Genomic DNA, 25,517 nt, shown 5'->3' with positions numbered 1-25,517 from the left:
CCATGTTTATTGCTCTCGCATCATTCATCTTAAACTGCAGTCAATAATTACCGATAGCTAGTAGTATGTCTTAACCAATCCCTCATCGGGCATTGCCTCGGAGTCATTGTGAAAGAACACCTTCTGGATATATTCAAGGAGGAAGCCGGCGAACAGTTATCCCATCTGGAAACTGCTCTGCTTGACCTCGACAAAGGCGTAGACAACCCGGAACTCGTCAATGCCGTCTTCAGGGCTCTGCACACCATTAAGGGCTCTGCCGGGATGTTTGGTCTTGATGAGGTGTCCGGTTTTGCCCACAAGATTGAATCGATATTTGATCTTGTCCGGTCTGGCGAGCTCACGATCTCACCGCTATTGATCACACTGGCACTTCGAGCCGGCGACATTATTCGAAAGATGATCTTTGAACCTGCAGGCAACTGTTCTGATGAGGCGTCGCAGGTCATTGCTGTTCTGCAACAACAAATTGCCGACACTGGTGGCAGCAAGACCTTGCCGCTCTCTGAGGTACGCTCGGCTGGTTCTGCAAAAGCCTCGCAGAAGTGTTTTCGGATATCTCTGTCGCTACATGCTTCTGCTCTCAAACAGAGAGTGGATCCTCTTGAAAGAATCAAAGAGCTTTTTGCTCTCGGCTCATGTTCGGTCAATGCCAATGTGAGAGCCGTTCCCCTTCTTGAAGAGATTGATCCCGAAACCTGTTATGTGGATTGGGAGATCACTCTTATCACGCCAGTTGATGCCGATGAGCTGCGAGATCTTTTTATATTCATCGCAGATCAATGCAGTTTGGTGATCGAGCAAATAGAGCCGACAGTACCCGACGAAGATGATGATCTTGTGCCTGGTCCGATGCTGGGAGAGATACTGGTAAGTCGTGGCGACCTGGATCGAATGAATCTTGAAAAAGTGCTTTCCGGGAAAAAGCGTCTGGGCGAGATGCTGGTTGAGACCGGAGCGGTGCCACCGGAAAGGGTCAATTCAGCCCTGACTGAGCAGGCGCTGATCAGGGACTTTCAGCGTGAACGCAGGAATCAGGAGGCAGCTGCGTCCTTGCGGGTACCATCAACTAAGCTTGATCACCTGATGAACCTTGTCGGTGAACTGGTGACCACCCAGGGGCGGTTATCATTATGTGCCACTGAATTTAACAGCGTTGATATGTTTTCCTCTACAGATCCGCACCAGATGTTTGAACTCTGGGATGCTATCGGCGGAAGGCTGCGGGATGTGGCTGAAGAGATGGAACGGCACACCGTCGAATTGCGAGAGAATATCATGGGCATCAGGCTCATTCCCATCGGCACTATGTTCGGCAGGTTCAGCCGATTGGTGCGCGACCTTTCCGCGGAACTGGGTAAGGAAGTTGAACTGTTGTTCGAGGGGGGAGAAACCGAACTTGATAAGTCCATTATTGAGCGACTTGTTGACCCGCTCATTCATATCATTCGCAATTCAATTGACCATGGCATTGAATCAGGCGAACAGCGGCTGATAGCCGGGAAACCTGCGCAAGGGATTATTCGGATGGTAGCCAGGCATATAGGAGAATGCGTTGAAATTGTTGTGAGTGACGATGGCGCCGGGCTTGATGTCGACTTGATCCAGAGTATCGCCATTGCCAGAGGTTTGATAGACCCTGAGACGAGGCTTGAGGATCGGGAACTGTTCGCTCTGATTTGCCACCCCGGGTTTTCGACATCACAGACAGTAACTACAGTTTCGGGCAGAGGCGTTGGGATGGATGTGGTAAGCCAGGCGATCACTTCACTCAATGGTTCTCTTGAAATCAGCAGCAGTTACGGTTCCGGCACTACAATGACCATTCGTATCCCTCTAACCCTGGCAATTATCGAAACCCTGCTGGTAAAGGTGGCATCTGAACAGTTCCTGATTCCCCTTGCCCATGTCGAAGAGTGCATTGATTACAAGCGGGGCGGGTCTGAACCCGTAGAAAGTACCGGGATTGTAAATCTCCGTGGGGAGCCGCTGTCATTCATTTCCCTGCGAGACCGTTTTTTGATAGCCGGTGACCGGCCTGAGACCGAGCAGATAGTCGTGTCTAAGTCCATGGATAAACGGTTCGGAATTTTAGTCGATGAAGTTGTCTGTCAGCATCAGTCTGTAATCAAGTCGCTTGGCCGGTTTTACAAAAAAGTGAGAGGGGTTTCAGGAGCAGCGGTGATGGGTGACGGAACCGTATCACTGGTCCTTGATCTGCCTGTGATTTATTCGATGGAAGAGGGTAGGGATTTTTCTTTATTTGGTTCAGTTCGTTTCGGCCGCCCCGTTATTTCGCGAGAGACGGTTTCGGAGGGTCATTGATGAAGATATGGGACATGAGATTCGGCACACGATTGGCGATAGGCTTTGGCGGGGTTATTCTCTTATTCTCTTTGGTATCCCTGTTTCTGATAATTCAGGTTAACCATCTGAAAAGGCTCGAGGATGATGGGGAAAGACGCAGTAAAGACTTTGCAGCAATTCATACGATGCAACTGAACGCATTGACCGTTTATGCCAATATTGCTGATGCAATCATCAACAGGGGAGTTAGCGGACCTCGGGAGGAAATAGAGAAGATCAAAAATGATTCCCGAAACGATGTGGCCAGAGTCATAAAGTCTGTCGATACTCCTGAGGAAAAGGTGCTGGCAGAGCAATTGTCGATAATATATCCCCGCTATCTTGATCTTGTGTTGAACCGGTTGTGGCCGCTTCTGGAGAGCAGAGCTCCATCTGAGGAAGTATCCCGGGTTGACGCACGGGTTGATGAGGAGCGGGCGTTGCTTAATGGAGTCCTTAATAAACTTGGTCATCGATTGCAGGAAGAAAACAGGATCAGTAGCCTGCAATACGATGCAGCAAGCCGCCGGAGCCAACTGGTTGCTACGGCTGCGGTTGTCGTAGCGATTATTTTTGCCGGCGGTTTCGGCTTCTTCTTGACGAGAAGTATTGTAAGACCGTTGCAGCGTGGGGTTGAGTTTGCCAACAAGGTTGCCACAGGTGATCTTTCCGTACAGATTGTAACAAGCGGTACTGATGAGGCCGCTGAGTTGCTGTCAGCAATGAAAAACATGGTGGCTGGACTTCGTGAAGTAGTAGAAGCTGCAAAACAGGCTTCCTATCGCATGGCGGCGGGCAGCAGGCAATTGTCGGCGAGTGCCGAAGTAATGTCTGCGGGAGCCAGCGAGCAGGCATCTTCAGCGGAAGAAGCAACTGCAGTCATGGAGGAGATGTCGGCAACAATAAGGCATAATGCCGATAACGCGACAGTTGCAGAAAGGATTGCGGTAAAGGCCGCTGCAGACACGCACGAAGGCGGGGAAGCGGTCGCGAAGACTGTCAAGTCAATGCGAGAAATCGCCGACAAAGTGGTCATCATTGAGGAGATTGCCCGACAAACCAACCTGCTTGCTCTCAATGCTGCGATAGAAGCTGCTCGTGCCGGCGATCACGGAAAGGGCTTTGCCGTGGTAGCTTCGGAAGTTCGTAAGCTTGCCGAGCGCAGCCAGAAAGCCGCCGCGGATATTCTGGGCCTTTCCGGGAGGAGTGTTGAGGTGGCTGAATCTGCAGCCATGAAATTGGCTTCCATGGTGCCTGATATTCAGCGCACCTCTGACTTGGTGCAGGGGATAAGCGCTGTCTGCCGCGAACAGGATGCCGGGGTAAGCCAGGTAACTGTTGCTGTTGCCCAGTTGGAGAAAGTAATTCAGCAAAATGCAGCCACCGCCGAGGAGACAGCGGCAACCTCCGAAGAGCTGTCGGTACAGGCGAGGCAGCTCTCGGCAGCAATGGAATTTTTCAGTTTGGGGAACGATACGGAAGTTTCTCATCTCCCGCCGTTGCCAAAAAAGGGAAAGGCATGCAAATCGTCGCGGATAACCTTGCCACCCAGGCCACTAGGCAAGAAACGGATGCGAAGCGGGGTGGCATTGGACCTTGCCGGCGCCAAAGATGAACTAGACAAGGATTATGAACGGTTCTAAATCGGAAATTTGTATGCTGCACTTGACTCTGCGTAAAAACGAGGCGTAATTAATATATGACCGGCACAGCTTAGGTCGAAAACTTTCATGCAAGGAGGACCATATGCCGCATACCTTAATCCCCTCCATTGAAAAGAGGCTCTCCGGGCTTGTAGAAGTAACGAGAAGAGTTCAGGATGAATTATCTTCCAGCAAGTCAAAGTTGAAGCCCACAGTGACCATTTCCCGGGAGTTTGGCTGCGAAGCTTACCCCGTGGCGGAAAAGCTGAAGTCGCTACTGGAGAAAAAAACCGGTACAACATGGGCGCTCATGGACAAAGCGCTGCTTGAGGAGGTTGCCAAGAATCATAATGTGTCGGAAGAGATCCTTAGGAATCTTGGCACAAAGCCGAGTTTTCTCGATGATGTTATCTCCACATTTTCCCCCAACTGGAAAAACGACAAGGATTATTACAAGATTCTCTGTCGCCAGATCATCTCACTGGCCAATGCCGGTAATGTAATCATTGTTGGCCGAGGTGGGGCGGTCGTTACCAAGTCACTGGAAAACTGTTTTCACTTCAGACTTGTTGCCCCAGGAGAATTCAAGATTGGGTCGATTGCCAAACGTCTCGGAATTTCACGGAATGAAGCGCAGGAGCTGGTAAATAACCGACAGCAATTGCGTGACAAGTTTGTCAGGGATTTCCTTAACTGTTCACTGGATGAGCCGACTCTTTACCACGCGGTGTTTAACAATGCCAGAAGCTCTTCAGACAAGATTGCGGAGACGATGGCCTACTATATGTCTTAGACAAAGACTGAGAGCCAAGAGGTCAACGGGCGGTTTTCGAATGAAGACCGCCTGTTTTATTATTGGACAACTGCGAAGTGAGCCCTGATGGCCCCTTCAAGCGGGACCTTGGTGATAGCGGCATTAACCTCTGCAATCAGCTTTTCCTCAGCAATGTCCCCCTTGCAGGTCACAACTCCGATAGTTATCGAGAGTGGAAACTTGCCGCAGCTATGGGATAACTCAATTTCATGAACTGTCTTGTAGACTCGGTCGATGATGCCGGGCATTTCATCGCACACTGTTTCCGGAAAGAGAATCAGGAACTCATCATCTGAATAGCGACCAATAGAGTCATAGGATCGCACCGTTTTCTGGATCAGGTTTATGGAGTTGCACAGGAAGTCATCCAATTCCTTGGGACCTATTGTGCTTAACAATTCATGATAATTGTCGACTTTAAGGAGAGCTATGCTCTGAGAGCGCCCCTTTCTTTTCGACCTGTTAAGTTCAGCCTGCACAAGAGAAATGATCTTATCGCGATTCCAGGTTCGGGTGCCGATATCGTTAGATGAACTCGAAATAAGAACCCTTTTGCTTTCCAGCAGCTTTTCCTGCAGCTCCACGATGCGTCTCCCGGCATCGAGTCTTACCTTGAGGTCCTGAGGGATAAAGGGCTTTATGATGTAATCATCGGCACCTGCTGAGATCCCGTCTACCATGTCATACAGTGACGATTTAACAGTCAGGAGGATAATATAGGTATATCCATGATCGTTGTCAGAGTTTTTGCGAATCTCCTTACAAACGTCGATGCCAGCCATTTGGGGCATCATCCAGTCAAGGATGGCCAACTTTGGAGCGTCAGGTCTCTTAAGGGCTGCCAAAGCTGAAAGCCCGTCAACAACTATCTCCACCTCATAGCCCCATTTAACCAGGGAAAGCTCCAGAAATCCCAGAGCGATAGGATCGTCTTCGGCTACCAGTATTTTCATTAATTCCCTCGGATCCGTTCATTTAATAGCAGCAGTGGTCCACTCTTGTTGATTAGTATATCTGCTGCGTCGCTAAAATCCAGTGTGATGATGGATTCATTACTATTTTGTAAATTTACATGATTGCATAAAAAGTGTGCAATTTGCTCTGTGGGCTCTCAAATCGAGCAGCAATAAATGCTGAACTACATTCTGCTGTTGTGTAACGTATCGATATTGTGAATTAAATTTGTGTTGCCAAGTTGTGGCACGCCATGTGCTAAAGAGAAAGTCAAATCACTGACCGCACAACGTAGTGCGCTAGGAATACCAGGCAATGGCGCCGTCTCACCCGAAGTGAGCGGCGCTTTTTTTATAACTCTTTGAAAGGAGACAGTTAACAAGGGGTGGTTAACAGGAAGTGATTAACTGAAAACAAAAATATCAAAGGAGATTGAACATGAAAAAGACAGTTACAATTCTTGCAATGGCAGCAACACTCTCGCTTTCGGCAGCCGGCGCTGCTCTGGCTTCACCTTCAACCCAGATATGGATTCCTTCAACGGATGTGCAGGCGTATAAAACCCTGCATCTTAATTTCGACAACTATTTGCGGACCTCGAAAAGTGATGGCTATACTGCAAATGTTATTTCAATAGGACCGACAGTCGGTGTGCTGCCTTGGGAGAAATTGCAGGGTGAGATTGGGGCGGATTTTATCTCTGACGGGAGTTCTGCTCCAGGACAGAGCAATAATGCTGACAGTTACCCGGTATATTTCCACTTCAAACTCGGAACGCCTGAAGATTCTCTCTTCAAGAATTCTCCGGCCATCGCTGCCGGTATGTACAACATTGGTCTTAAATCCGGCGTAACCAACCAGAATATTGCCTATGGGCTCCTTGCTAAAACACTGCCTCTCGTTGGCCGGCTCTCGGCTGGTGGTTACTCCGGGAATGCAGCAGTGCTGCGCAAGCCGGACGCAAATGCGCCTTCCGGCACTGCCAGTGACAATAACGGTGTATTGCTTTCCTGGGACCGGACAATGACCGAGATATCCGATAAACTGTGGGTTGCCGTTGACTATATGAGCGGCAAGAATCTGAACGGTGCTCTGAGTTTTGGCGTTTCTTGGGCTTTTGCCAAGAATGTGTCAGTCATTCTCGGTTATGACATCTACAACGAACCACTTACTGGTGGTAAGAATACCGTAACGACACAGATAGACATCAATTTCCCCTGAAACCCTCTTCATGGGGCTTGGGGAGGGTAACTCCCTCCCCATTTTTTCAAGAATGCTGGGATAAAGGATGAAAGGGGTACGAAAATGAAAATGATAGAAGCGATAATCAAACCGTTCAAGTTGGATGAAGTGAAGGATGCCCTCAACGAGATCGGTGTCGAAGGGATTACGGTCTGCGAGGTCAAGGGGTTCGGCCGACAAAAAGGCCATACCGAGCTGTACCGGGGAGCTGAATACGTCGTTGATTTTATTCCGAAAGTGAAAGTTGAAATAGCAGTCGCAGACGAACTGGTGGCAAAGGTTGTTGAAACGATTGAGCGGGCAGCCAAGACTGGTCGAATCGGCGATGGCAAGATCTTTATCCTTCCGTTGGATGATGCGGTAAGGATCAGGACCGGTGAAAAGGGGCTGGAAGCAATCTGACGAATCAAAGGATTCAAGAATCGATTGGAGGTTTAATCATGAAAGCAAAAATAACTATTCTCTGGCTGGCTTTTGCCGCCTGCCTGCTCTCAGCTCCCTTAGCGCTCTTCGCTGAAGAGGTCAAATCCCCGGCAACTCCGGCCCAGGCAGCAATTTCATCTGCGCAGAAGGCGGCAGTAGCGCCTGCAGCGGTTGCTACACCAGCCCCTGCTGAGGCACCGAAACCCAAGAATGTTGATCCGGTGCTGAATACCGGTGATACGGCCTGGATGTTGATTTCCTCGGCCCTCGTTCTCTTCATGATTCCGGGGCTGGCCTTCTTTTACGGCGGCATGGTCAGGCAAAAGAACGTGCTGTCGACTATCATGCATTCCTTTGTTGCCATGGGGATCGTCGGGGTACAGTGGGCGATCATCGGCTACTCCCTGTCTTTCGGGCCGGATGCCTTCATGGGGCTGGTCGGCAATAGCAGCAAGGCGTTACTGAACGGTTTGATTACTTTTAAGGACGGTAATCCGGTCTATGCCCTGTTCCAGAACGTGACCACCGAGCCCGGTTCAATTCCCGAGTATGTCTTTGCCATGTATCAGTGCATGTTTGCCATGATCACCGTGGCCCTGATTTCGGGGGCGCTGGCAGAGCGGATCAAGTTCTCCGCCTATTGCGTGTTTGTCCTGCTCTGGACCACCCTGGTCTATGACCCACTGGCTCATTGGGTCTGGATGACAGATGGCTGGCTCTTCAAGAAGGGCGCACTGGACTTTGCCGGCGGCACTGTTGTTCACCTCTCTTCAGGTATCTCGGCGTTGGCAGCCCTTATTTTCCTCGGCAAGCGCCATGGATTTCCGACGGAACGGATGGCTCCCCACAGCCTGCCGCTTACTATGCTCGGAGTTGGTATGCTCTGGTTCGGTTGGTTCGGCTTTAACGCAGGTAGTGCAATTGTTGGCGCCAACTGCTCCGACGCTGCTGGCGGTCTGGCCGGTCTTGCCTTCGCTACCACCACTATCGCTCCGGCAGCTGGTGGGTTGTCATGGATGATTGCTGAGTGGATCCATTCCGGCAAGCCTTCTGCCCTTGGTTTCGGCTCCGGTGTCGTTGCCGGACTGGTTGTCATCACTCCGGCGGCAGGTTTCGTGCAGCCTGGTGCTGCAATCATTCTCGGTCTTGTTGCTGGTGTGGTTTGCTACGGCGGCGTTCTTATGAAAGCCAAGCTCAAGTATGACGACTCTCTTGATGCTTTCGGTGTCCATGGTATCGGCGGCACCACTGGTGCTCTGCTTACCGGTGTTTTTGCGACAGTAGGGGCAACCGGCCTCACCTCAGGCAATGTTAAGCAGTTCGTCACCCAGTTGATTGCCGTTGCAGCAGCAGGTGCCTATGCCTTCATCGTTACCCTGGTTATCTCGTTCATCCTTGACAAGACCATTGGTCTCAGAGTTGAGAAAGAGGATGAAATTATGGGTCTTGACCAGACACAGCACTCAGAGAGTGCATATAACTAAAATTGATTTTTAACTACCTGAATCGTGGCCGCCGTGACTGGCGGCCTTTTTTTTATGCAGATATTGGCTGAGTTTGACTAATTTATCGGCATTGCAGTACGGCTTGTTTTTTCTTTTCCTGGCAAAACACGCATAAAAAGGGGGGACTGGCTGATGGCACGGCTTGTGCCTCTTGTTTTGGTAGGATTCCAGTTTTTGCAAGTCTCCAGCAGATCGTCTCTTGGAAAAAATATTTTGATAAAGATTGTGGTTTTTCTCTAGAACATATCCCGGCTTAAGGTTAGGGGCTATATGAATCCGATGCTGGTTGAACAGTTGAAAGATGGTGATGAAGCTACGAGCAGCCGCTTTCTTGATCAGCTTGCCTATAGTGAAAAGATGGCTGAACTGGGACAGCTTGCAGTTGGGGTTATTCATGAAATAAACACCCCGCTTTCGGTTATTTCTGCTGCTACTCAGCTGATTATGCGCGAAGAAGGGCTGCCGGAGCATGTTCTTGAGTTGCTTGAGCGTATTGGCAGTGAAGCCCAGAGGCTTTCACAGATGAGCCGAAGTATGCTTACCTTCGGCCGTATGGATGGAGGTGACGTTGGTGAAGCTGACATCAATCTGGTCATAAGGGATGTGCTGCAACTGTTGACTTACGAAATCCAGAAAAGATCTGTGACCGTTACCCAGATACTTGATCATAAAATACCAATTCTGCAGCTGAATGCCGGTCGTTTGAAGCAGGTATTCATCAATCTCGTCATGAACTCTCTCCATGCCATGGAAGGGGGGGGGACGATTCGCGTGACCAGTAAGGTTTCAGGAGATACCGCTTGTGAAATCCGGGTTTCTGATACCGGGTGCGGTATTGCTGCAGCTGATCTGGAAAATGTTTTTGAACCATTTTATACGACCAAGGAAGCCGGTACCGGCACCGGTCTCGGTCTCTTTGTGACCAGAGAGATCATTCATGCCATGAGAGGGAGCATCACTGTTGAGAGTCGCCCAGGCGATGGTACTTGTTTTACCCTGCGTTTTCCTCTTGATTCCGAATAACCAATACCCATCTCAGTTTTTGACTCTATTGCTACCGAATCTTCGACAGTGTATAGTTTGTGGGCAATTGCACATACTGTAGGGTAATTGCCTCGGCAATCAGTTGTCGTGCGGCTTGAGTCTTCTACTTATGCATCGGAGCAGAATTATGAATGAATACCTCAGCGTTGCGGTAGCTGCTGCCCGAAAGGCGGGGGCACTTCAACTGGATCGTCTGCATGGAGAATTCAAGATCTCGCACAAAGGTGCAATAGATCTGGTGACCGAAGTGGACCGGGAGAGTGAAGCCTTGATCGTAGGGATGCTGCGAGAGGCATTCCCTGATAGCGATATTCTGGCGGAAGAGAACGATTACGGCGCACGTCGCTCAAACATGGCCTGGATTGTTGACCCACTTGACGGGACAACCAACTTTGCCCACCGTCTTCCCTGGTTCTGTGTTTCTATAGGGTTGGAGGTTGACGGTGAGATCTCAGTGGCAGCCCTTTATCACCCCTGCATGGATGAGATGTTTACCGCAGTCAAAGGGGAGGGGGCATTCCTCAACGGCAAGCAGTTGGCAGTTTCCGAAATAGTAAACCTCAAAAGCAGTATTCTTGCCTCAGGATTTCCCTATGACCGGACCTGGGATAACGAGAATAATCTTGAATTGTACTCCAGATTTACCATGGCGACGCAGGGTGTCAGGCGATTCGGCGCCGCTGCCCTTGATCTGGCGTATGTTGCTGCCGGGAGAATCGATGGTTTCTGGGAGTGCAAGTTGAAGCCATGGGATGTTGCTGCAGGGAAGCTGCTGGTGGAGGAGGCTGGCGGCAGAGTCACCAATTATGCCGGAGAAGCGTATTCAGTTTACGAGCATAGGATAATTGCCAGCAACTCAAGGGTGCATGATGAAATGCTCGGCATTATTGCTCCCCTTTAGGGCAGACATCTATAGAGTACGTAGCGAGTACTTGCCTTTTGGTGTTGTATTCGGTGATCGCTACCCGACAAAACCCGTCATATTTCGGTGAATAGGCATATTTGCCTTCGTACATTGCCGGCCGTGATGGCGCAGTGCCCATCTTGGCCTGCATTGCGACTTCGCGGGCATATTGTTCCCGTTTGTTCTTGTCCTCTCCTGTTTCAACCCTCTCATGGTACTCCGGATAACTATAGGCAATAAGCGCATCTTCCTGAAAACGATAGAGAGTTCTCTTCGTTGTCCCATTGTCTGCCGTTGACACCTGTTCGTCCACCGCCACCACAGAAAACGGCAGATCTTCTGACATTAACCAAGCCGAAAGGTTTCCGGATTTCTGGGGCTTTCCTCCATTTTTCAACACCTGAGCGGCAAGAAGTTCCGCATCTCCCGAAGTGGTCCCGGCGTTTTTCTCAAGCCATTTTATCGCAGTCGATTCTTCGGGGGCAAAGTCCATGTCCATTGCCGTATCAATCTCGAAGGCACACCCTGAAAGCAACAGTAATGTCAGGCTGAGAAAAGAAAATCGTGCAAGCATGTTAGTTGACCCTGATTATTTGACGTAGCATTGCATGATGCAATTTTACCGGAACTCGCCACAGAGGCAAGTGTACTGAATACGGAAAACAGATGGCAACGCTACCTCGACTTATTATAAAGATTGTCTGCCTGGGAACTATTCACTTTAATTCCTTCGCGGTCGAGCAGTTCACCTGTTGATTTCCAGTACTGCGAGAGGGCGTTGGTATAGGCTACCTGCGCCTTGATCTGATTCGTCCTTGCTGTTGACAGATCATTTTCGACATCAAGAACGTCCTTGTTGGTGGCCAGACCAACCTCGCTCTTTTTCAGATATGCCTTCAAGCGCTCTTCGGCATAAGCCCTGCCGCGATCAGCCACATCAAGCTGCTTGTAACTTGATGTTACCGCGCGGATTGCCGTTCGTACCTCGCTGGCCAAGGAAGAATTCAGGGCTTCCAGTTGAGTTCTGATTTGTTCGGTCCGGAGTTTGCTTTTCCGGAAATCGTTTTCAGCGGATTGATTGCCGAGGGGGTAGTCAAGCTTCAACCCCACACTCCAAATCGGATAATCGGTAGAACCGAGGCGCTCAAAGTCGCGCCCATAGGTGTCTCCAAGCCCCATTAGTCCGACTGAGGATGTCAGAGACAGGTCCGGCAAGGTTCGGCCCTTTAAGACCCGTGTCTGGATTTCGCTCGATGTGAGCTGGAACTTCAGGTCATCCAGTTCTGGGCGGCCGCTAAGAGCCTTCTTAATGGCATCATCCTCGTTTAGTGTATATTCGGTCCTGTTTGGTGCATCCGTAGGGATTATTTCTGCTGAACCGTCGAGCTGCAACAACACTCGCAGGATATCTTCCTGATCTTTTACCGCTTTTTCGGCGTCGATCGTATCTTTCTCCCTGGAAGAAACACCGAACTGGGCATTGAGAATCTCCATGGCCGGCAGAACCCCTGCTTTAACACGGGCTTCAGTTTCTTTAAGAATCCGTTGTGCCAGTTCCAGTGATGTCCTTTTGGACACAAGGTCTTCCTTCAAACTGTGCAGCAAAAAATATTCACTGTTTACCTGCGCAACCACTGTCAGCAGCTTTGTCTTGAAACGCTTTACTGAAGCATCTTTACTGAGTTCGGCAACCTTGATATTCAACTCGGTACTGTCTCTGCCGAAGTTCTTCAGCAGCGGCTGCGACAATGAGAGGTTGAGCATTGATTCCCAATAGGAGCCAAGCGTAGTGGCGACACTGTTTTTCTTATAGGAATTGTCAAATGAAAGATTAACGGTGCCACCTGTGGGCAGGAGTTTGTAGGCTCCGGGCGTAAAATTGAACTCCTTCTGGTCAACGCCACCACCCAGTGATGGAGAGTATGTTGTTGACTGGTTGTACGAGGTATCTGCAGTCAGATGGGTTTCGTATATTGCCCGGTTTTTGCGGATATCAGCCTCGGCTTGTGCCGGGTTATAGAGCTCGGTTTTGACGTCAAGGTTTCTTTCTACGGCGAACTTGACGGCGTCTTTGACCGAAAGTTTGAGCGTGTTTTCCTGGGCATCTGCATTGGCTGTCAGCATAAGGGATACGGCAGCAGCCGTGATTAGGTGTTTCACTCTTGATTCCTCCTAGTGAGTGCTTTTTCCACCAGCAAATACGGAAGTTTGCACTTTACAGAATGTATAGTCAATAAGAAGCTTACCAGTTATTTTTTTAAACAGTCAGGTGTATTCAGATGCAGTGAAGGCTGGAACCACGGGAGGTAGGGCAACGCCTTATAGCTGCCAGTGTTCGAAATCTCAAAGCTCTCCCATTGCCCGTTTGATGCGGGCGACGGCAACCTGCAAATCGTAAATCGAACTGTAATGCTCGGTCTTTGACTGTGTGAGTAGGGTCTGGGCATCGAGAACGTCAGTTGCTGTGCCAACTCTCGCCTGGTACCGGTCTTTATTGATCCTCAGGTTTTCTTCGCTCTGCCGTATCGCTGTTTCGGTGACGGCAATCCTTTCCCTGGCGACGCGGCTGTCGTTGACCGCAGTTGCCAATTCCAGTTGGAACTGTGCCTCGGCAAGCCTCAGAGTTTCGTCCGCACGTGCTTTTATGCTGACTGCCCGTTGCTTTGCGGTAGTTGTGGCGTAGCCATCAAAGATATTCATCTTGAGCCCGATGGTTGCCGACATGATTGTCTGCTCGCGGACCCTGTCATTCTGCACGTAATCGAGGGCCAGTCTGCTGAATATCTCCGGATACCAGGCGCTGTTGCTCTCGCTAAGGTCATATGCGCTCGCTTCTATCCTCTTCTTCAATGCACGAATCTCTGGCCGCTTCTCAAGCGCTTTTTTCGGCTCTGGAAGTACCGCTGTTTCCGACGGGATTTCGACCTGCTCAACAAGATCTTCCCGAGATGCCGGATCGGCTCCGGTAAGGAAATTGAGCTGGAGTCTGAGGTTATCAAGCCGGTTCCGCATTGACAGCAGCTTCTGCTTTGCAGATGCCAGCCGCACCTCGGCTTGAAGTACGTCGTTTCTGGTGACAACACCCTGGTCGAACATTATTGACGCTATCTTGAGGTGTTCAGCAACCTGCAATGCCTCTTCTTCAGCGGCCTTGACGAGTTTTCCCGCCTCCAGTATCCCGTAAAATGTTGCAATGATCTGCATGGAAGTGTCCTGCTCGCGGGTTAGCACATTGCTTTCTTCGGCGTCGGCAGACGACTGCGCCGACAGTCGCCTGGCGTCTCGGCGGCCGAAATCGTAAAGGGTATAAACCAGTGCTGCGTTGGCATAAGCAAAGTCTGCCTGCTGGGTTTCTGCAGAGCGGCCATTTATTTCGACTGCCTGAGACTCAAGCTGCATGGTGTAACCACCCTGCATGTCCAGTCGCGGATAAAAAGCGGCTTTTGCGTGTTTCGCGCCGATGGCGGCAATGGCACTGTCTCTTTTAGCAACAACAACGGAGGGGTTGTTGCGCTTCCCACGCTCCAGGCACTCCTTCAAGGTAAGGGGGGCTGCAACTGTCACCCCAGGGATGGCGAGCAGGGTGATGAAAAAAATACTGAGAGTGGAAAACTGCATATTGTTCTCCTTACAACGAAAAGCAATCCATGGTTTTCTATATACGAACCTCTTACTGCACTGGCAAGACAATATATTCAACCTGGAAATTAATTCTTGTCAACCGAATCCGTATACACGATAATCCGGCCAATCATGCATCGTTATCTTTTCAAATTCATGGACAACCTGAGACTTCGCTGGAAGATGCTGGTCGTGGTCATGCCGCAGGTGGTCATTCCCATATTTGTTGTTGGCAGTCTCGTGGGATTGATTGCATCGCGTCAGGCTTACCAAGGGATTACCAAGACCAGCAAAGACGATCTGCAACATATGGCGGCATTCACCACAGACCTGTTGAATGCCCATCACCAGCAGTTTCAGGTCTACAAGAAAGACAAGCAGCGAACGATCAATCTCGAACTCGCAACCTTGGCCAATCTCTCTTACAACCTGGTGGATAGTGAAAACAACCAGGCGAAAAAGGGGAGCATCGATCTCGCTACCGCCAGACAGGAGGCGCGCAAGGCTCTGAAGCAGGTCAACGTCGGCGCGACCGGCTATATCTATGCGATGAATACCAAAGGTGACCTGATGGTTCACATCGCGCGCGAAGGGGAGAATGTCTATAACGAAAAAGACGAGAATGGTCGCTATTTCATCCGCGAGATCTGTGAATCTGCCAAAAAATCGAAACCCGGGGAGATCCTTTACATAACCTATCCCTGGAGGAACGCGGCCATCGGTGATCAGCATCCTAGAACTAAGGTTGTGGCTTATCGTTATTTCCGAGAGTGGGACTGGATCATCGCTGCAGGGAGCTATGCTGATGAGACTTATGAAGATGCTGCATTCGAAAAGAGCGCGTTTGAAGATCTGAGGAGCAGGATCAAGAGCAAAAAGGTCGGCGATACCGGCTATATTTTCTGCATGGACCGCAAAGGCAAGCTGACCATTCATCCGGACAGCGAAGGTGTTAATATTTTTGATGCCCGCGACCTCAGCGGTTCCTATTTTATTCGCGAGATGTGCGCCAAAAAGAGCGGCTGGATCCGCTACCCATGGAAAAACAAGGGTGACAAGGCGCCGCGGATGAAGATTGTCCGCTATGAGTATTTCGAGCCCTGGGACTGGATTGTCGCGGTAGGATCATATGAGGACGAGTTTTATCGTGATGCCAACAAGATAAAGGGGACGATTCTCGGCGCACTCATTCCGCTGGTGCTGATAATGGGGGGTATTGCTGCGGGCATGGTGACCCTTGCCTCAAAGGTGCTCACCGATCCGATAAACCATATGATAGAGGTAATTCGCAAGGTTAAGAGTGGCAGGCTTGAGGAACGGATGGCCGTTGAGAGCGGCGACGAGCTCGGGGAGCTGGCGTCTGCCTTCAACCGGATGACCGAGATTATCCGTCACAACAAAGAGATGGAGGCTACTCTTGCCCAGCAGGGTAAGATGGCATCGCTCGGGGTCCTTTCATCAGGCGTTGCTCATGAGATCAACAATCCGCTCGGGGTCATTCTTGGTTACGCGAGTTACCTTGAAGGAAAGATGTCACCCGATGACCCCGGCTATCAATATATTCACGAGATCAAGCGGGAGAGCAAGAGGTGCAAGAAGATAGTTCAGGATCTGCTTTCTTATGCCCGTACCCCCAAACCTGACATGGAGATGACGGATATCAACCTTCTCCTTGACCAGATTGTCAATTTTGCAGCAAACCATACGGACATGTACCATGTAACCGTGGCAAAGGAGTTTGGTGCGGGCCTCCCGGAAATCCTTGTCGATGGCGATCAACTGAGGCAGGTTGCAATCAACCTGATCCTCAATTCGGGATCGGCCATGCCTAAAGGAGGCAAACTGGTTGTCAGTACCAGACTTGCAGAAGACGGTTTTATCGAGATTGCTTTTGTTGATACCGGCGCTGGTATTCCCCCTGAAAATCTGGAGAAGATCTTTGAGCCATTTTTTACCACAAAAGAGAAGGGTACCGGTCTTGGACTTGCCATAACCAAGCAGATTATCGAGATGCACCATGGAACGGTCAGTATTGATAGTAGGGTGGGAGAGGGTACTACGGTAACGGTTAGGTTGCCTGTCGACCAGGAAGAGCTGTAACAAGCCTCTCTTATTCATGAAATGAAAAACCGCTACGATCGAACTGCTGGTTTTTTCTGGAATAATCCCTTGAAGTTGGGTAAATTGCCGGGGAATGTACATATAACAGGATAGGTCTTTATAGATATGACGGACAAAAAGAAAAGAATAATGTTGATCGACAACGAAGAAGGGCTTTGCCGGATGATGCAGGCTGTTCTTGAAGACAGCGGCTATGATGTTAAGGCATACGTCCGTTCTTTCGAGGCGGTGGAGGATTTCAAGCCTGGAGATTGGGATATGGTAGTCTCCGACATCAAAATGCCGGGGATGGACGGGCTGGAGGTGCTGCAACGGATCAAACAGAAGGAACCGGGGATTCCGGTGATAATGATTACTGCTTATGCCACGGTAGAGATGTCTATCCAGGCCCTGCGCAAGGGAGCCTACGACATGCTTACCAAGCCGTTCGAGCCGGAGGAGCTGCTCTACAGGGTCAAAAATGCCTTGAAACACACCCAGTTGCTTGAGGAAAACCGGGAACTGCGTGAAGAACTGGTCGGCAAGTTCAGGTTCAACAATATAATTGGCGCTTCTGCTGCTTTGAAAGAGGTGCTTGATAAGGTCGAAAAAATTGCCATCCGCGATACCTCGGTGCTTATTACCGGCGAGTCCGGTACTGGCAAGGAGCTTATCGCCCAGGCAATTCATTATAACTCACTCCGCAAGGACAAGAAATTCGTTGCCATCAACTGCGGTGCACTCCCTGAGACGCTCCTCGAATCTGAACTGTTCGGTTCAAAGAAGGGGGCGTTCACAGGTGCAAGCGCTGACCGTCAGGGCCTCTTAGAGGCCGCTGACGGCGGGACGCTTTTCCTTGACGAGGTCGGCAACCTCCCGATGAATGTGCAGAAGACCCTTCTCCGCTTCCTGCAGGAGCAGGAGTTCAACCGCATCGGCGATACGAAAACAATTAAGGTGGATGTAAGAATCATTTCAGCTACCAATGCAGATCTGAAGGGGAGCGTAAAGGATGGCTCTTTCCGGGAAGACCTTTATTACCGGCTGAATGTTATGAATCTTCACCTGCCGCCGTTGCGGGAGCGGACAGCAGATATCCCTCTCCTTGCTGCGCATTTCATAACACTGCAGAACAAGAAATTCGGCACCCAGATTAAGGGGGTGGATGCAGAGGGCTTGGAAGCGGTTCTTAATTACCCTTGGCCCGGCAACATCCGCCAGTTGAAAAATGTTATTGAGGCATCAATGGCTCTTGAATCCGGAGATTACATATCCATGCAATGCCTCTCTCAATTTATCGAGATTCATCTCCCACATGAAGGCGGCGAGGCATTAGTCCTAGATGAAAGTGATTATTCGAGGGCGCTTTCGCGATTTGAGATGGATTACCTCAAAGGGCTGCTCAGGAAAAACAAGGGCAATATTGAGTCTGCCGCTAGAGAGGCCGGCATGAATATGGCCACAATCTACCGAAAGATAAAAAAATATAACATTCGCAAGGAGGATTGCTCGTAAGCTATTTGCATTTTTGCAAAAGAATCCCCCGCATCCCTTGCGTATCTGCTACTTTGAGAATCTCTTGTGGTGCCAGTCCTGCAGATGTTCGAAATTATTAAATTATTCCCCCGTTGGTGTGTTGTTTTTCAGAATGAGACCATTCAAATAATCCCCTCTTTGCATTTGCACTTCTGCAAAACCGAATCAACCCCTTTGTCGCATTATCTGAATCTAAATTGTGTAATTGGTTTAAATGTTTGAGCTTTTTACGCATTGCTGAAAAATGCCGCGTTTGGTATGACGGTTGCTCTATCCAAGTCAGTTACTCCTAACTTGGGAGAATGCAGGGTCGGTGACGACCGGCCCTGCTTCCCCTACCTACTGGAGTCTAAGGTTGATACCAGACGTCGGAGAAGAGGTTCCCATGAAGAAGGATAAAGCTGTGTGCCCCTTCTACGCAAAAAGTGACGACTATTGCGATGTTGGTTGTGGCTATATATCACCGTATGACGTTAATCTGATTATTAAGTTCTGTAGCTGTAAATATCGGGACTGTTTAAAATACCAGGAACTTGCTGAACGCTTTCCAGGCGAACTTGTTGAATTGGTGCAATGCTGATATAGGAGGAAACCCATGCTTTACATAACAAGCCTTCATCTCAACGAATTTCATATGGCAGCAGCTTTGGCATTAGCAATCGGCTTCGTAGTCTTCAGCATAGTAAAGGAGAAGTGTGATGAGCGAAAGAGAGCTTGAACTGCTGAATCGGATTGAGGAGCTTGAGCGGCACACATGGCGTAACAGCGCAATCTTGAGGGCTGTGGCAATGGTTGCTTTCACCGCGCTCATCGGAATTGTCGTTGCTTCAGGAGTGGTTGGTGGTGGTCGCGGCAGTCACTGGTCCGGTCCCGCATGGAACACCATGTGGCTTTATGGTCTGTTTGCTGCGAATGCGGTATCCATGTTTTGGACTACTCATAAAGAATAGGAAAGTGGCTCTATTTTGCATCACGGGCGTTGATCGTCGGTGGTTTTGTGAAGCGGGCCTTCCGCGTCACCCCATGGTTGCCTGATCTTGCAAAACTGCTCACTCCCTCAGGAGGGTAAAATGTCACAACCTATGAGCATCAAAAACGCAATCCTGTTGCTGGTGGTGGTGGCGATCTGCACTACCTTCTCCATGCGAATATTTCAGGGGCTTGACGAGATGATGGGCGAACAGTACTGGGTGGTTGACACAGCCCAGGGTGACCATGGTTGGTATTTCATTGGCCTTCTTCCTCACGTTAAGCTTGTACCTAAAGAGGTTGTTAAGGCAGCCAATACGGATGCTGACCCCAATAATAACTACATTATCTATTCACAGTCTGGCGACTTCGCCGGCAACAATGTTTACGGCATCTGTTTCGGCATTCCCTTCATAATGTTTCTTATTTGGTTCGCCTTTATTCTCGGGTTCCCTGACAAGGTAGATCCCTATCTTCTGCCGCGACGAATCTTTACTGTGACTGTAATAATGGTCTGCTCCATTGTGGCCAATCTGTTCCTGATGCGTATTGCCGCAGATTTTGCACGTGACCCCATGGCCCGTATTGCAAACGTCGCCGGTAACCATGCCTCATTACTGTTTCATAATGCCGGTATCTGGTTTGCCATACTTTTCTCAGCTCTTGGAACACATACTCATGCCGCACGCGAGATAGCCGCTCCTGACAGCAGAGCTTGGCAGAGTCAGGCTGATGAAAAATTTTCTTGGATGTTTACTCTGCTTGCAGCAGTCACAGTTCTTGAGGTGTTTCTCGTCAAGAGTAGGCTTGCACTCCCTGACGCTGCTGTTGATTACTCGGTGTGGCTCATCTGGGTAGTGATCTTTATGCGGATGTTTGGTTTTTCTCCCCGTTATTGGGTTAAAAGGACTCGCGGCATAGCAATTATGCTGGTAGGCACTGCCGCAACTCTTGTATTCTTTTACATGCTTGAAAGACTTACCGGCAACCTAGGGGCAGGCTTTGCATCACCGATCCTCTCAAAAGCCCTTGGTCCTGAGAATCAGAATATTGGTTTATCGGCAATGATATCTATCTACCTGATCTTCTGGATGGAGTTTGCCGCAGCAATAAGGATGAACGGGCCGGTGAAAAAGGTTGTTGTGCATCACGGATTGAAACCTTAGCATTGCTTCAAATATATACCTCCTGGGTGGCGCAAGCCGCCCTTTTTTTTTGCATTTTGCCATATCCCGCGGTATCTTCTCTTCATGTTATCAGCAACCGATAAATCCCTCTCCTCACGGTTTTCACCGGTGTTTTCACGTTTTTGATTATGATAGTCGTTACGGGAGTCACTGAATTAAAGCTCAGGAAGAAGGTTTGGATATGCAGCAGTCAATTCTTGGCAGAACAGGTATAACTGTAAGCCGTCTGGTATATGGCACTCTTCCGATGGGTCCTTTGCAAGCGGCTCTCTCTCCGGACGAGGGAGGCAGGCTCATCCGCCATGCCCTTGAACTGGGTGTTAGCATGCTGGATACGGCAGAGCTTTATGGTTCCTATCCTCATATTCGCGCCGGAGTCGAAGGTTATCGTGGGTCTGTCACTATTGTCAGTAAGACCCACGCTCTTGATGCTACCACAGCCAGGAGCCATATTGAACGTGGACTCAGGGAACTGGGGCGTGAGCGGATCGACATAGTTCACTGCCATGCGGCACGGGTGGCTGATCCTTTCGTAGATCGAGCTGAGGTGATTGCGGAACTGCTGAAGATGAAGGCTGAGGGCAAAATAGGACATGTCGGGCTTTCCACTCATTATATTTCGGCAGTGCGCAGGGCCGCTCAGCATCCTGAGATAGAAGTTGTCCACCCCTTGATCAATCGCACTGGCATGGGGATCATCGACGGGACTGCACAAGAGATGGCAGACGCCATCAAGGCTTGTGCTGACTCAGGAACCGGAATTTACGCAATGAAGGCCCTTGCCGGCGGAAACCTCATCTCTTCTGCTCGCGAAAGCATTGGCTATGTTCTGGGGTTACCCGGCGTTCATGCCGTTGCTTTAGGTATGCTCTCCCAAGAGGAAATAGAGGCGAATATCCGGCTTTTTTCCACCGGAGAGGCAGATGCTGTTGCCTGGCAGCATCTTGAGGCCCGGACGCGCCATCTTCGGATAATGGAGCGTTTCTGCAAAGGGTGCGGTCAGTGTGTGCCAGCTTGCGTCAACAGCGCACTTTCACTTGTTGAGGGTAAAGCGACGGTGGATGAGGAGACCTGCGTTCTTTGCGGGTATTGCGGGGCGGCTTGTCCCGAGTTTATTATCAGGGTTGTTTAACTAATTCCCTTATAGTGCGGGTTCAGCCTGGTTATGGCATTCCCTGTTATCTCTAGTACATCTGTGGCAATTTTTGTAAATGAATATTCATGTGAGGTTTGAATGGGTTTGAAAATATTAATGGCTGCTTCCGAATGTGTCCCTTTTGCCAAAGCGGGCGGTCTAGGTGACGTGGTCGGCGCCCTTCCCAAATACCTGGAAAAGCTCGGGCATGATGTAAGGATCGTCATGCCCCGCTATTATTGTGTTGACCGAGAGAAATATGGTTTGAAACTCCTTCCTGGTATTCTGGTTGTGCCTATGGGGGTAATCGGCAACCAGTACTGCGGAGTTTATGAAGGACGACTTCCAGGTAGTGACGTTGTGGTGTATTTCCTTGAACACGAAGGATACTACGGACGTGACGGTCTTTACGAGGTTAACAATGAAGGATTTCTGGACAACGATAACCGGTTTGCCTTTTTATCAAAGGCAGCACTGGAAATCTGTAAAATGCTCGACTTCCGCCCCGACATTGTTCATGCTCACGACTGGCATACGGCCGCCATTCCGGTTCTGCTGAATACTTTATACCTCAATGACCCTTTTGTGGGTGGTAGGCCCACATTGCTGACTGTTCATAACATGCAATACCAAGGGGATTTCTATGAAGGACTGATGGATGTTCTTGGGGTTGGCTGGGAGTGGTTCAATTTCCTTAACCTTGAGAAGGACGGAGCGGTCAATCTACTGAAAGGTGGTCTGTACCATGCCACTCTGATCAATACGGTGAGCAATGGTTATGCACGGGAGATGCACACTTCGGATTATGGGTGGGGGCTTGAAGGTGTCGTGCGCGAACGCTCTGCAGACCTGTTCGGCATTCTGAACGGAGTAGATTACGGAGAGTGGAGTCCTGAGAATGACCCCTTCATTCCTGCAACCTACTCAGCTTGTAACCTTTCGGGGAAAAAGATATGCAAGCGTGAGCTTCAAATGGAGATGGGGTTGCCGGTGCGCGATGACGTGCCTTTGTTCGGTATTGTCTCCCGGATGGTCAAGCAGAAGGGAATAGATATTTTGGCCGAAGCACTGCCTTGGATTCTTTCTTTGGATGTCCAGTTCGTTATGCTTGGCGGTGGCGAGCCGTGGGCTCATTTTTACTTTGGAGATGTGATGGCTGCGCATCCTGATAAGTTCAGGGTAAAAATTGGCTATGACAACCCTCTTGCCCACCGGATTGAGGCTGGCTGCGATTTTTTCGTGATGCCGTCAGCGTTTGAGCCGTGCGGACTGAACCAGATGTACTCACTCAGATATGGCACTCTGCCTATTGTCAGAGCTACCGGAGGGCTTGATGACAGTGTAGAAAACTTTCATGAGGGTGCTTTGACTGGGACTGGGTTTAAGTTCTGGGAGTATAAAGCCAGGGCGTTGTTTGATACTGTCGGCTGGGCTCTGCACACTTGGTTCAACCGTAAAGATGCGATGAAAAAGCTTATCTCAAATGCCATGCAACAGCAATTTACCTGGGAAGATGCAGCTGACAAATACCAAGCTCTTTACCTTTTGGCCATTGAAAGGCGGCTTGGAGGAGAGAACCTCAAGGGGCGGCTTGCTTCGGTCCATTCGCTGGATCGTCCTGCTGGAACTTTAAAGCAACAGATCCGGCGGCGTGCTCCTGCAAGGAAGCGATAAAGTCAATATGATGATTGATGAAGGTCAGGTTATATCGGCTTTCGAAAAGCAGTAGAGCGCTGGCGACAAACAGGAAGGCACCTCCGGACAGGGCGAACACTGTTGCCAGCCAGGCCAGGCGTCCGAGGGCTACAGAGAGTGCCACTGCAAGGCTTGCAGCAATAAACATCAGTGTTGCGCTGTAAAGAGATGCCAGAGCGCGTTGGATAAGGACACCACGCCGTCTTTGCAGTCTCAACTGCTCTTGCGCATAGGTGATTCGTTCTTCAGGCAGGTCTAATTTCCCAGCCATTATCCCCTCAAGTTCTCCTTTCAAAGTATTCAGCCGGTCATAGAGTCGGCCCAACCGGCCTGACGTTGAAAATATCAGTGTTCCGCATGCTGATATCAACACCACTGGTGTGATCATGGCGGTTAGCACCTGTGGACTGGCAAGTATTTCCAGTAGATTGTGTAAAGACATCTAAATTCTCTCCTGCTTATTCCTGTTCCTAGAATTGATTTTAACTCGAGTTTCAAATAATGCGTTGGTTGATCTCAAATTTCCCATGTTTATTGCCTGTTCAAACTATGATCATGTATCTGGCTGTGTGCAATATGTGAACAGATGTTTTAGCCCATTTCTCGGATGTTTATTCGCGTGTTGTTGTAAAAACATCGCATTATTAACAGGATATGGTGTGGGTATGAAATTTGCGCATAGGGTTCATAAGAAGGATTATCGAGGAGAGTCATGTTAAGCCAGAAAGCTCATAAAAATAACCTACTAAATAAAATCCTGAACCAGGCTCTGGTTGTATTTATCTTCTTAATATCTTTGCAACCAGCTTTTGCAAACGATAATATCATGAAGCAAGTCACTGAAGAAACCGGTGAATTTTCTTGCCTCACTGAAAAAGAAGCAAAGCTCTTTCAGATTATTAATGAATACCGTGAATCTTACGGCCTGCCCCCGATTGCTAATTCCAGATCATTGAACAAGGTTGCCCGTGTTCACGTGATTGATCTAGTTGAGAACAAACCAGCCGATGGAGAGGATAGTCGTGGGCTAAGCTGTTCGCTTCATAGTTGGTCAAACAAAGGTTCTTGGCGATCAGTATGTTACACAAAAGACCATGCCTATGCTGACGCAATGTGGGATAAACCGCGAGAAATAACGAATTATACTTATTCAGGGGATGGCTACGAAAATGCCTACGCCACCACGGATGAATCGGTAACTCCTGAAAAAGTACTTGAAGCCTGGAAAAGAAGTCCAAGTCACAATGCCATTCTACTTGAAAAAGAAATGTGGAAAGGTAGTAACCTCCTTGCTTTAGGCATAGGCATATACAAAAACCATGCTGTAATCTGGGTAGGGTCTCTGATTGATCCTCTTGGTGCACTACCGGTTTGTAAATCGACTATCTAATTGACTACAGGTTTGAGCGGGTTGTCCACCCATTTCTTGCGAGACCTTTCAATTTATAGATAAGACCTGCCACCCAAAAATGATGACACTCATTATCTCACCGCTTTAATTCTGATTGCCCTCAATTAATACACTTATTGCGCAATTTTTTGTCAATTGTTACAGACTGAAATGTACGTCATAGAACTATAATTTGACTAAATGTAGCGGTGCGACTTTTACTGCTGCACGAAATTTGTTGCAAATTATGTGAATCAAGGAGTACAAAGATTTGTTTTTTTTAGTCTTCATTGGGGGTGCTGATGATATTTAAACGCTTGGCGGTTTTGTTTTTTGTGTTGCTGGCATTTTCTGGGCATTCTTTAGCTGCTTCTATCACCGCTACTGATAAGTCTGGGATCGTTACAAAGACTATGCTGGAGGTGAAACCTAGTAACTGTTTGACCGAAGCTGAGGCTGAATTGGGCCGCTTATTGAATGGATTGCGCAGAGAGAGTGGTCTTTCACCATTGCCGATTAAGCAACCCCTTTACGCGGTTGCTAAATGGCATGTGATCGACTTGGCATCTAACGCCCCGCATCGGAATAGTAACGATGATCAGGGGATGGCATGTAACCTTCACAGTTGGTCCGACAGAGGGAAAGATGCCGGAGGATGGGAGCCTCTTTGTTACACACAAGATCACAAGCGCGCACTTGGGATGTGGAAAAAGCCACGTGAGATTTCCGGCCACCGATCAAACGGGTACGAGAATATCTACTGGACTTCGGCGCCTTTCACGCCGGTTATGGCGATCAATTATTGGGAAGGGAAAAAAGAAGAGTTGGACATGATGTTGCAACAAGGTAACTGGAAGAGGCATAAGTGGCAGACCATAGGTGTCGGAGTCTATGGGAATTACGCTGCAGTTTGGTTCAGTGAAAAGCCGACAGATGATCCTAGCATGACCCAGTGTGAGCAGTTAGTTAAGTGATATGGCATTTACGAGTGTTAATTCGGCGAGAAGTC

General features: G+C 49.3%; 21 protein-coding genes. 16 read left to right on the top strand and 5 right to left on the bottom strand.

What is annotated here, in order from left to right; genetic code table 11:
* Nucleotides 1-108 precede the first annotated feature (108 nt).
* From KI809_RS01295 to KI809_RS01285, 3 genes are all read left to right on the top strand, one after another.
* Nucleotides 109-2,325 (top strand): chemotaxis protein CheA, encoded by a 2,217-nt coding sequence (locus tag KI809_RS01295; RefSeq protein WP_214169707.1) that lies wholly within the window; start codon nt 109-111, stop codon nt 2,323-2,325.
* Entirely contained in the window at nt 2,325-3,989 is a 1,665-nt protein-coding gene (locus KI809_RS01290; RefSeq protein WP_214169706.1) for a methyl-accepting chemotaxis protein, read from the top strand. Before KI809_RS01295 ends, KI809_RS01290 begins: the two co-directional genes overlap by 1 nt.
* 103 nt (nt 3,990-4,092) lie before the next feature.
* Nucleotides 4,093-4,782 carry a cytidylate kinase-like family protein gene (locus KI809_RS01285; RefSeq protein ID WP_214169705.1) on the top strand — a complete coding sequence of 230 codons (690 nt, stop codon included), beginning with the start codon at nt 4,093-4,095 and terminating at the stop codon, nt 4,780-4,782.
* A gap of 59 nt (nt 4,783-4,841) precedes the next feature.
* On the opposite strand, the gene KI809_RS01280 is transcribed toward KI809_RS01285, so the two are convergent.
* Nucleotides 4,842-5,756 (bottom strand): GGDEF domain-containing response regulator, encoded by a 915-nt coding sequence (locus KI809_RS01280; RefSeq protein ID WP_214169704.1) that lies wholly within the window; start codon nt 5,754-5,756, stop codon nt 4,842-4,844.
* Between the two features lie 439 nt (nt 5,757-6,195).
* On the opposite strand from KI809_RS01280, the gene KI809_RS01275 reads away from it, so the two are divergent.
* From KI809_RS01275 to KI809_RS01255, 5 genes are all read left to right on the top strand, one after another.
* Nucleotides 6,196-6,978, top strand: a complete 783-nt coding sequence (locus KI809_RS01275; protein WP_214169703.1) for a hypothetical protein — start codon at nt 6,196-6,198, stop codon at nt 6,976-6,978.
* 84 nt (nt 6,979-7,062) lie between these two features.
* Complete coding sequence (locus KI809_RS01270; protein WP_214169702.1) at nt 7,063-7,401, top strand: P-II family nitrogen regulator; 339 nt, start codon at nt 7,063-7,065, stop codon at nt 7,399-7,401.
* Between the two features lie 38 nt (nt 7,402-7,439).
* Nucleotides 7,440-8,906, top strand: coding sequence for an ammonium transporter (locus KI809_RS01265; protein ID WP_246559102.1), 1,467 nt, complete (start codon nt 7,440-7,442; stop codon nt 8,904-8,906).
* 291 nt (nt 8,907-9,197) lie between these two features.
* Nucleotides 9,198-9,950 (top strand): sensor histidine kinase, encoded by a 753-nt coding sequence (locus KI809_RS01260; protein ID WP_246559100.1) that lies wholly within the window; start codon nt 9,198-9,200, stop codon nt 9,948-9,950.
* Between the two features lie 148 nt (nt 9,951-10,098).
* Nucleotides 10,099-10,872, top strand: a complete 774-nt coding sequence (locus tag KI809_RS01255) for an inositol monophosphatase family protein (RefSeq protein ID WP_214169701.1) — start codon at nt 10,099-10,101, stop codon at nt 10,870-10,872.
* On the opposite strand, the gene KI809_RS01250 is transcribed toward KI809_RS01255, so the two are convergent.
* The 3 genes from KI809_RS01250 to KI809_RS01240 form a co-directional block, all read right to left on the bottom strand.
* Nucleotides 10,856-11,449, bottom strand: coding sequence for a hypothetical protein (locus KI809_RS01250; protein WP_214169700.1), 594 nt, complete (start codon nt 11,447-11,449; stop codon nt 10,856-10,858). The two genes, KI809_RS01255 and KI809_RS01250, sit on opposite strands and share 17 nt — an antisense overlap.
* Nucleotides 11,450-11,550: 101 nt before the next feature.
* Entirely contained in the window at nt 11,551-13,035 is a 1,485-nt protein-coding gene (locus tag KI809_RS01245; protein WP_337833267.1) for a TolC family protein, read from the bottom strand.
* 183 nt (nt 13,036-13,218) lie between these two features.
* Nucleotides 13,219-14,493, bottom strand: coding sequence for a TolC family protein (locus KI809_RS01240; protein WP_214169699.1), 1,275 nt, complete (start codon nt 14,491-14,493; stop codon nt 13,219-13,221).
* 135 nt (nt 14,494-14,628) lie between these two features.
* Here KI809_RS01240 and KI809_RS01235 point away from each other — a divergent pair, with 135 nt between their 5' ends.
* From KI809_RS01235 to glgA, 6 genes are all read left to right on the top strand, one after another.
* Entirely contained in the window at nt 14,629-16,596 is a 1,968-nt protein-coding gene (locus tag KI809_RS01235) for a sensor histidine kinase (protein WP_214170463.1), read from the top strand.
* A gap of 126 nt (nt 16,597-16,722) precedes the next feature.
* Nucleotides 16,723-18,111, top strand: a complete 1,389-nt coding sequence (locus KI809_RS01230) for a sigma-54-dependent transcriptional regulator (protein ID WP_214169698.1) — start codon at nt 16,723-16,725, stop codon at nt 18,109-18,111.
* Nucleotides 18,112-18,830: 719 nt separating this feature from the next.
* Complete coding sequence (locus KI809_RS01225) at nt 18,831-19,082, top strand: hypothetical protein (protein WP_041969608.1); 252 nt, start codon at nt 18,831-18,833, stop codon at nt 19,080-19,082.
* Nucleotides 19,083-19,202: 120 nt separating this feature from the next.
* Nucleotides 19,203-20,267 carry a hypothetical protein gene (locus KI809_RS01220; RefSeq protein WP_214169697.1) on the top strand — a complete coding sequence of 355 codons (1,065 nt, stop codon included), beginning with the start codon at nt 19,203-19,205 and terminating at the stop codon, nt 20,265-20,267.
* A 202-nt stretch (nt 20,268-20,469) separates the two neighbouring features.
* Entirely contained in the window at nt 20,470-21,420 is a 951-nt protein-coding gene (locus tag KI809_RS01215; RefSeq protein WP_214169696.1) for an aldo/keto reductase, read from the top strand.
* Between the two features lie 102 nt (nt 21,421-21,522).
* Nucleotides 21,523-23,097, top strand: coding sequence for a glycogen synthase GlgA (gene glgA, locus KI809_RS01210; RefSeq protein ID WP_214169695.1), 1,575 nt, complete (start codon nt 21,523-21,525; stop codon nt 23,095-23,097).
* Here the strand turns inward: glgA and KI809_RS01205 are convergent.
* Nucleotides 23,003-23,560, bottom strand: coding sequence for a DUF2721 domain-containing protein (locus tag KI809_RS01205; RefSeq protein WP_214169694.1), 558 nt, complete (start codon nt 23,558-23,560; stop codon nt 23,003-23,005). The two genes, glgA and KI809_RS01205, sit on opposite strands and share 95 nt — an antisense overlap.
* A 270-nt stretch (nt 23,561-23,830) precedes the next feature.
* Here KI809_RS01205 and KI809_RS01200 point away from each other — a divergent pair, with 270 nt between their 5' ends.
* A complete protein-coding gene (locus KI809_RS01200) occupies nt 23,831-24,508 on the top strand; it encodes a CAP domain-containing protein (protein ID WP_214169693.1) in 678 nt (225 codons plus the stop codon).
* Between the two features lie 302 nt (nt 24,509-24,810).
* Nucleotides 24,811-25,482 carry a spore germination YkwD domain-containing protein gene (locus KI809_RS01195; RefSeq protein ID WP_214169692.1) on the top strand — a complete coding sequence of 224 codons (672 nt, stop codon included), beginning with the start codon at nt 24,811-24,813 and terminating at the stop codon, nt 25,480-25,482.
* Nucleotides 25,483-25,517: the final 35 nt, after the last annotated feature.

Source organism: Geoanaerobacter pelophilus, from assembly GCF_018476885.1.
Lineage (GTDB): Bacteria > Desulfobacterota > Desulfuromonadia > Geobacterales > DSM-12255 > Geoanaerobacter > Geoanaerobacter pelophilus.
This window is presented reverse-complemented; position numbering and strand designations above follow the sequence as displayed.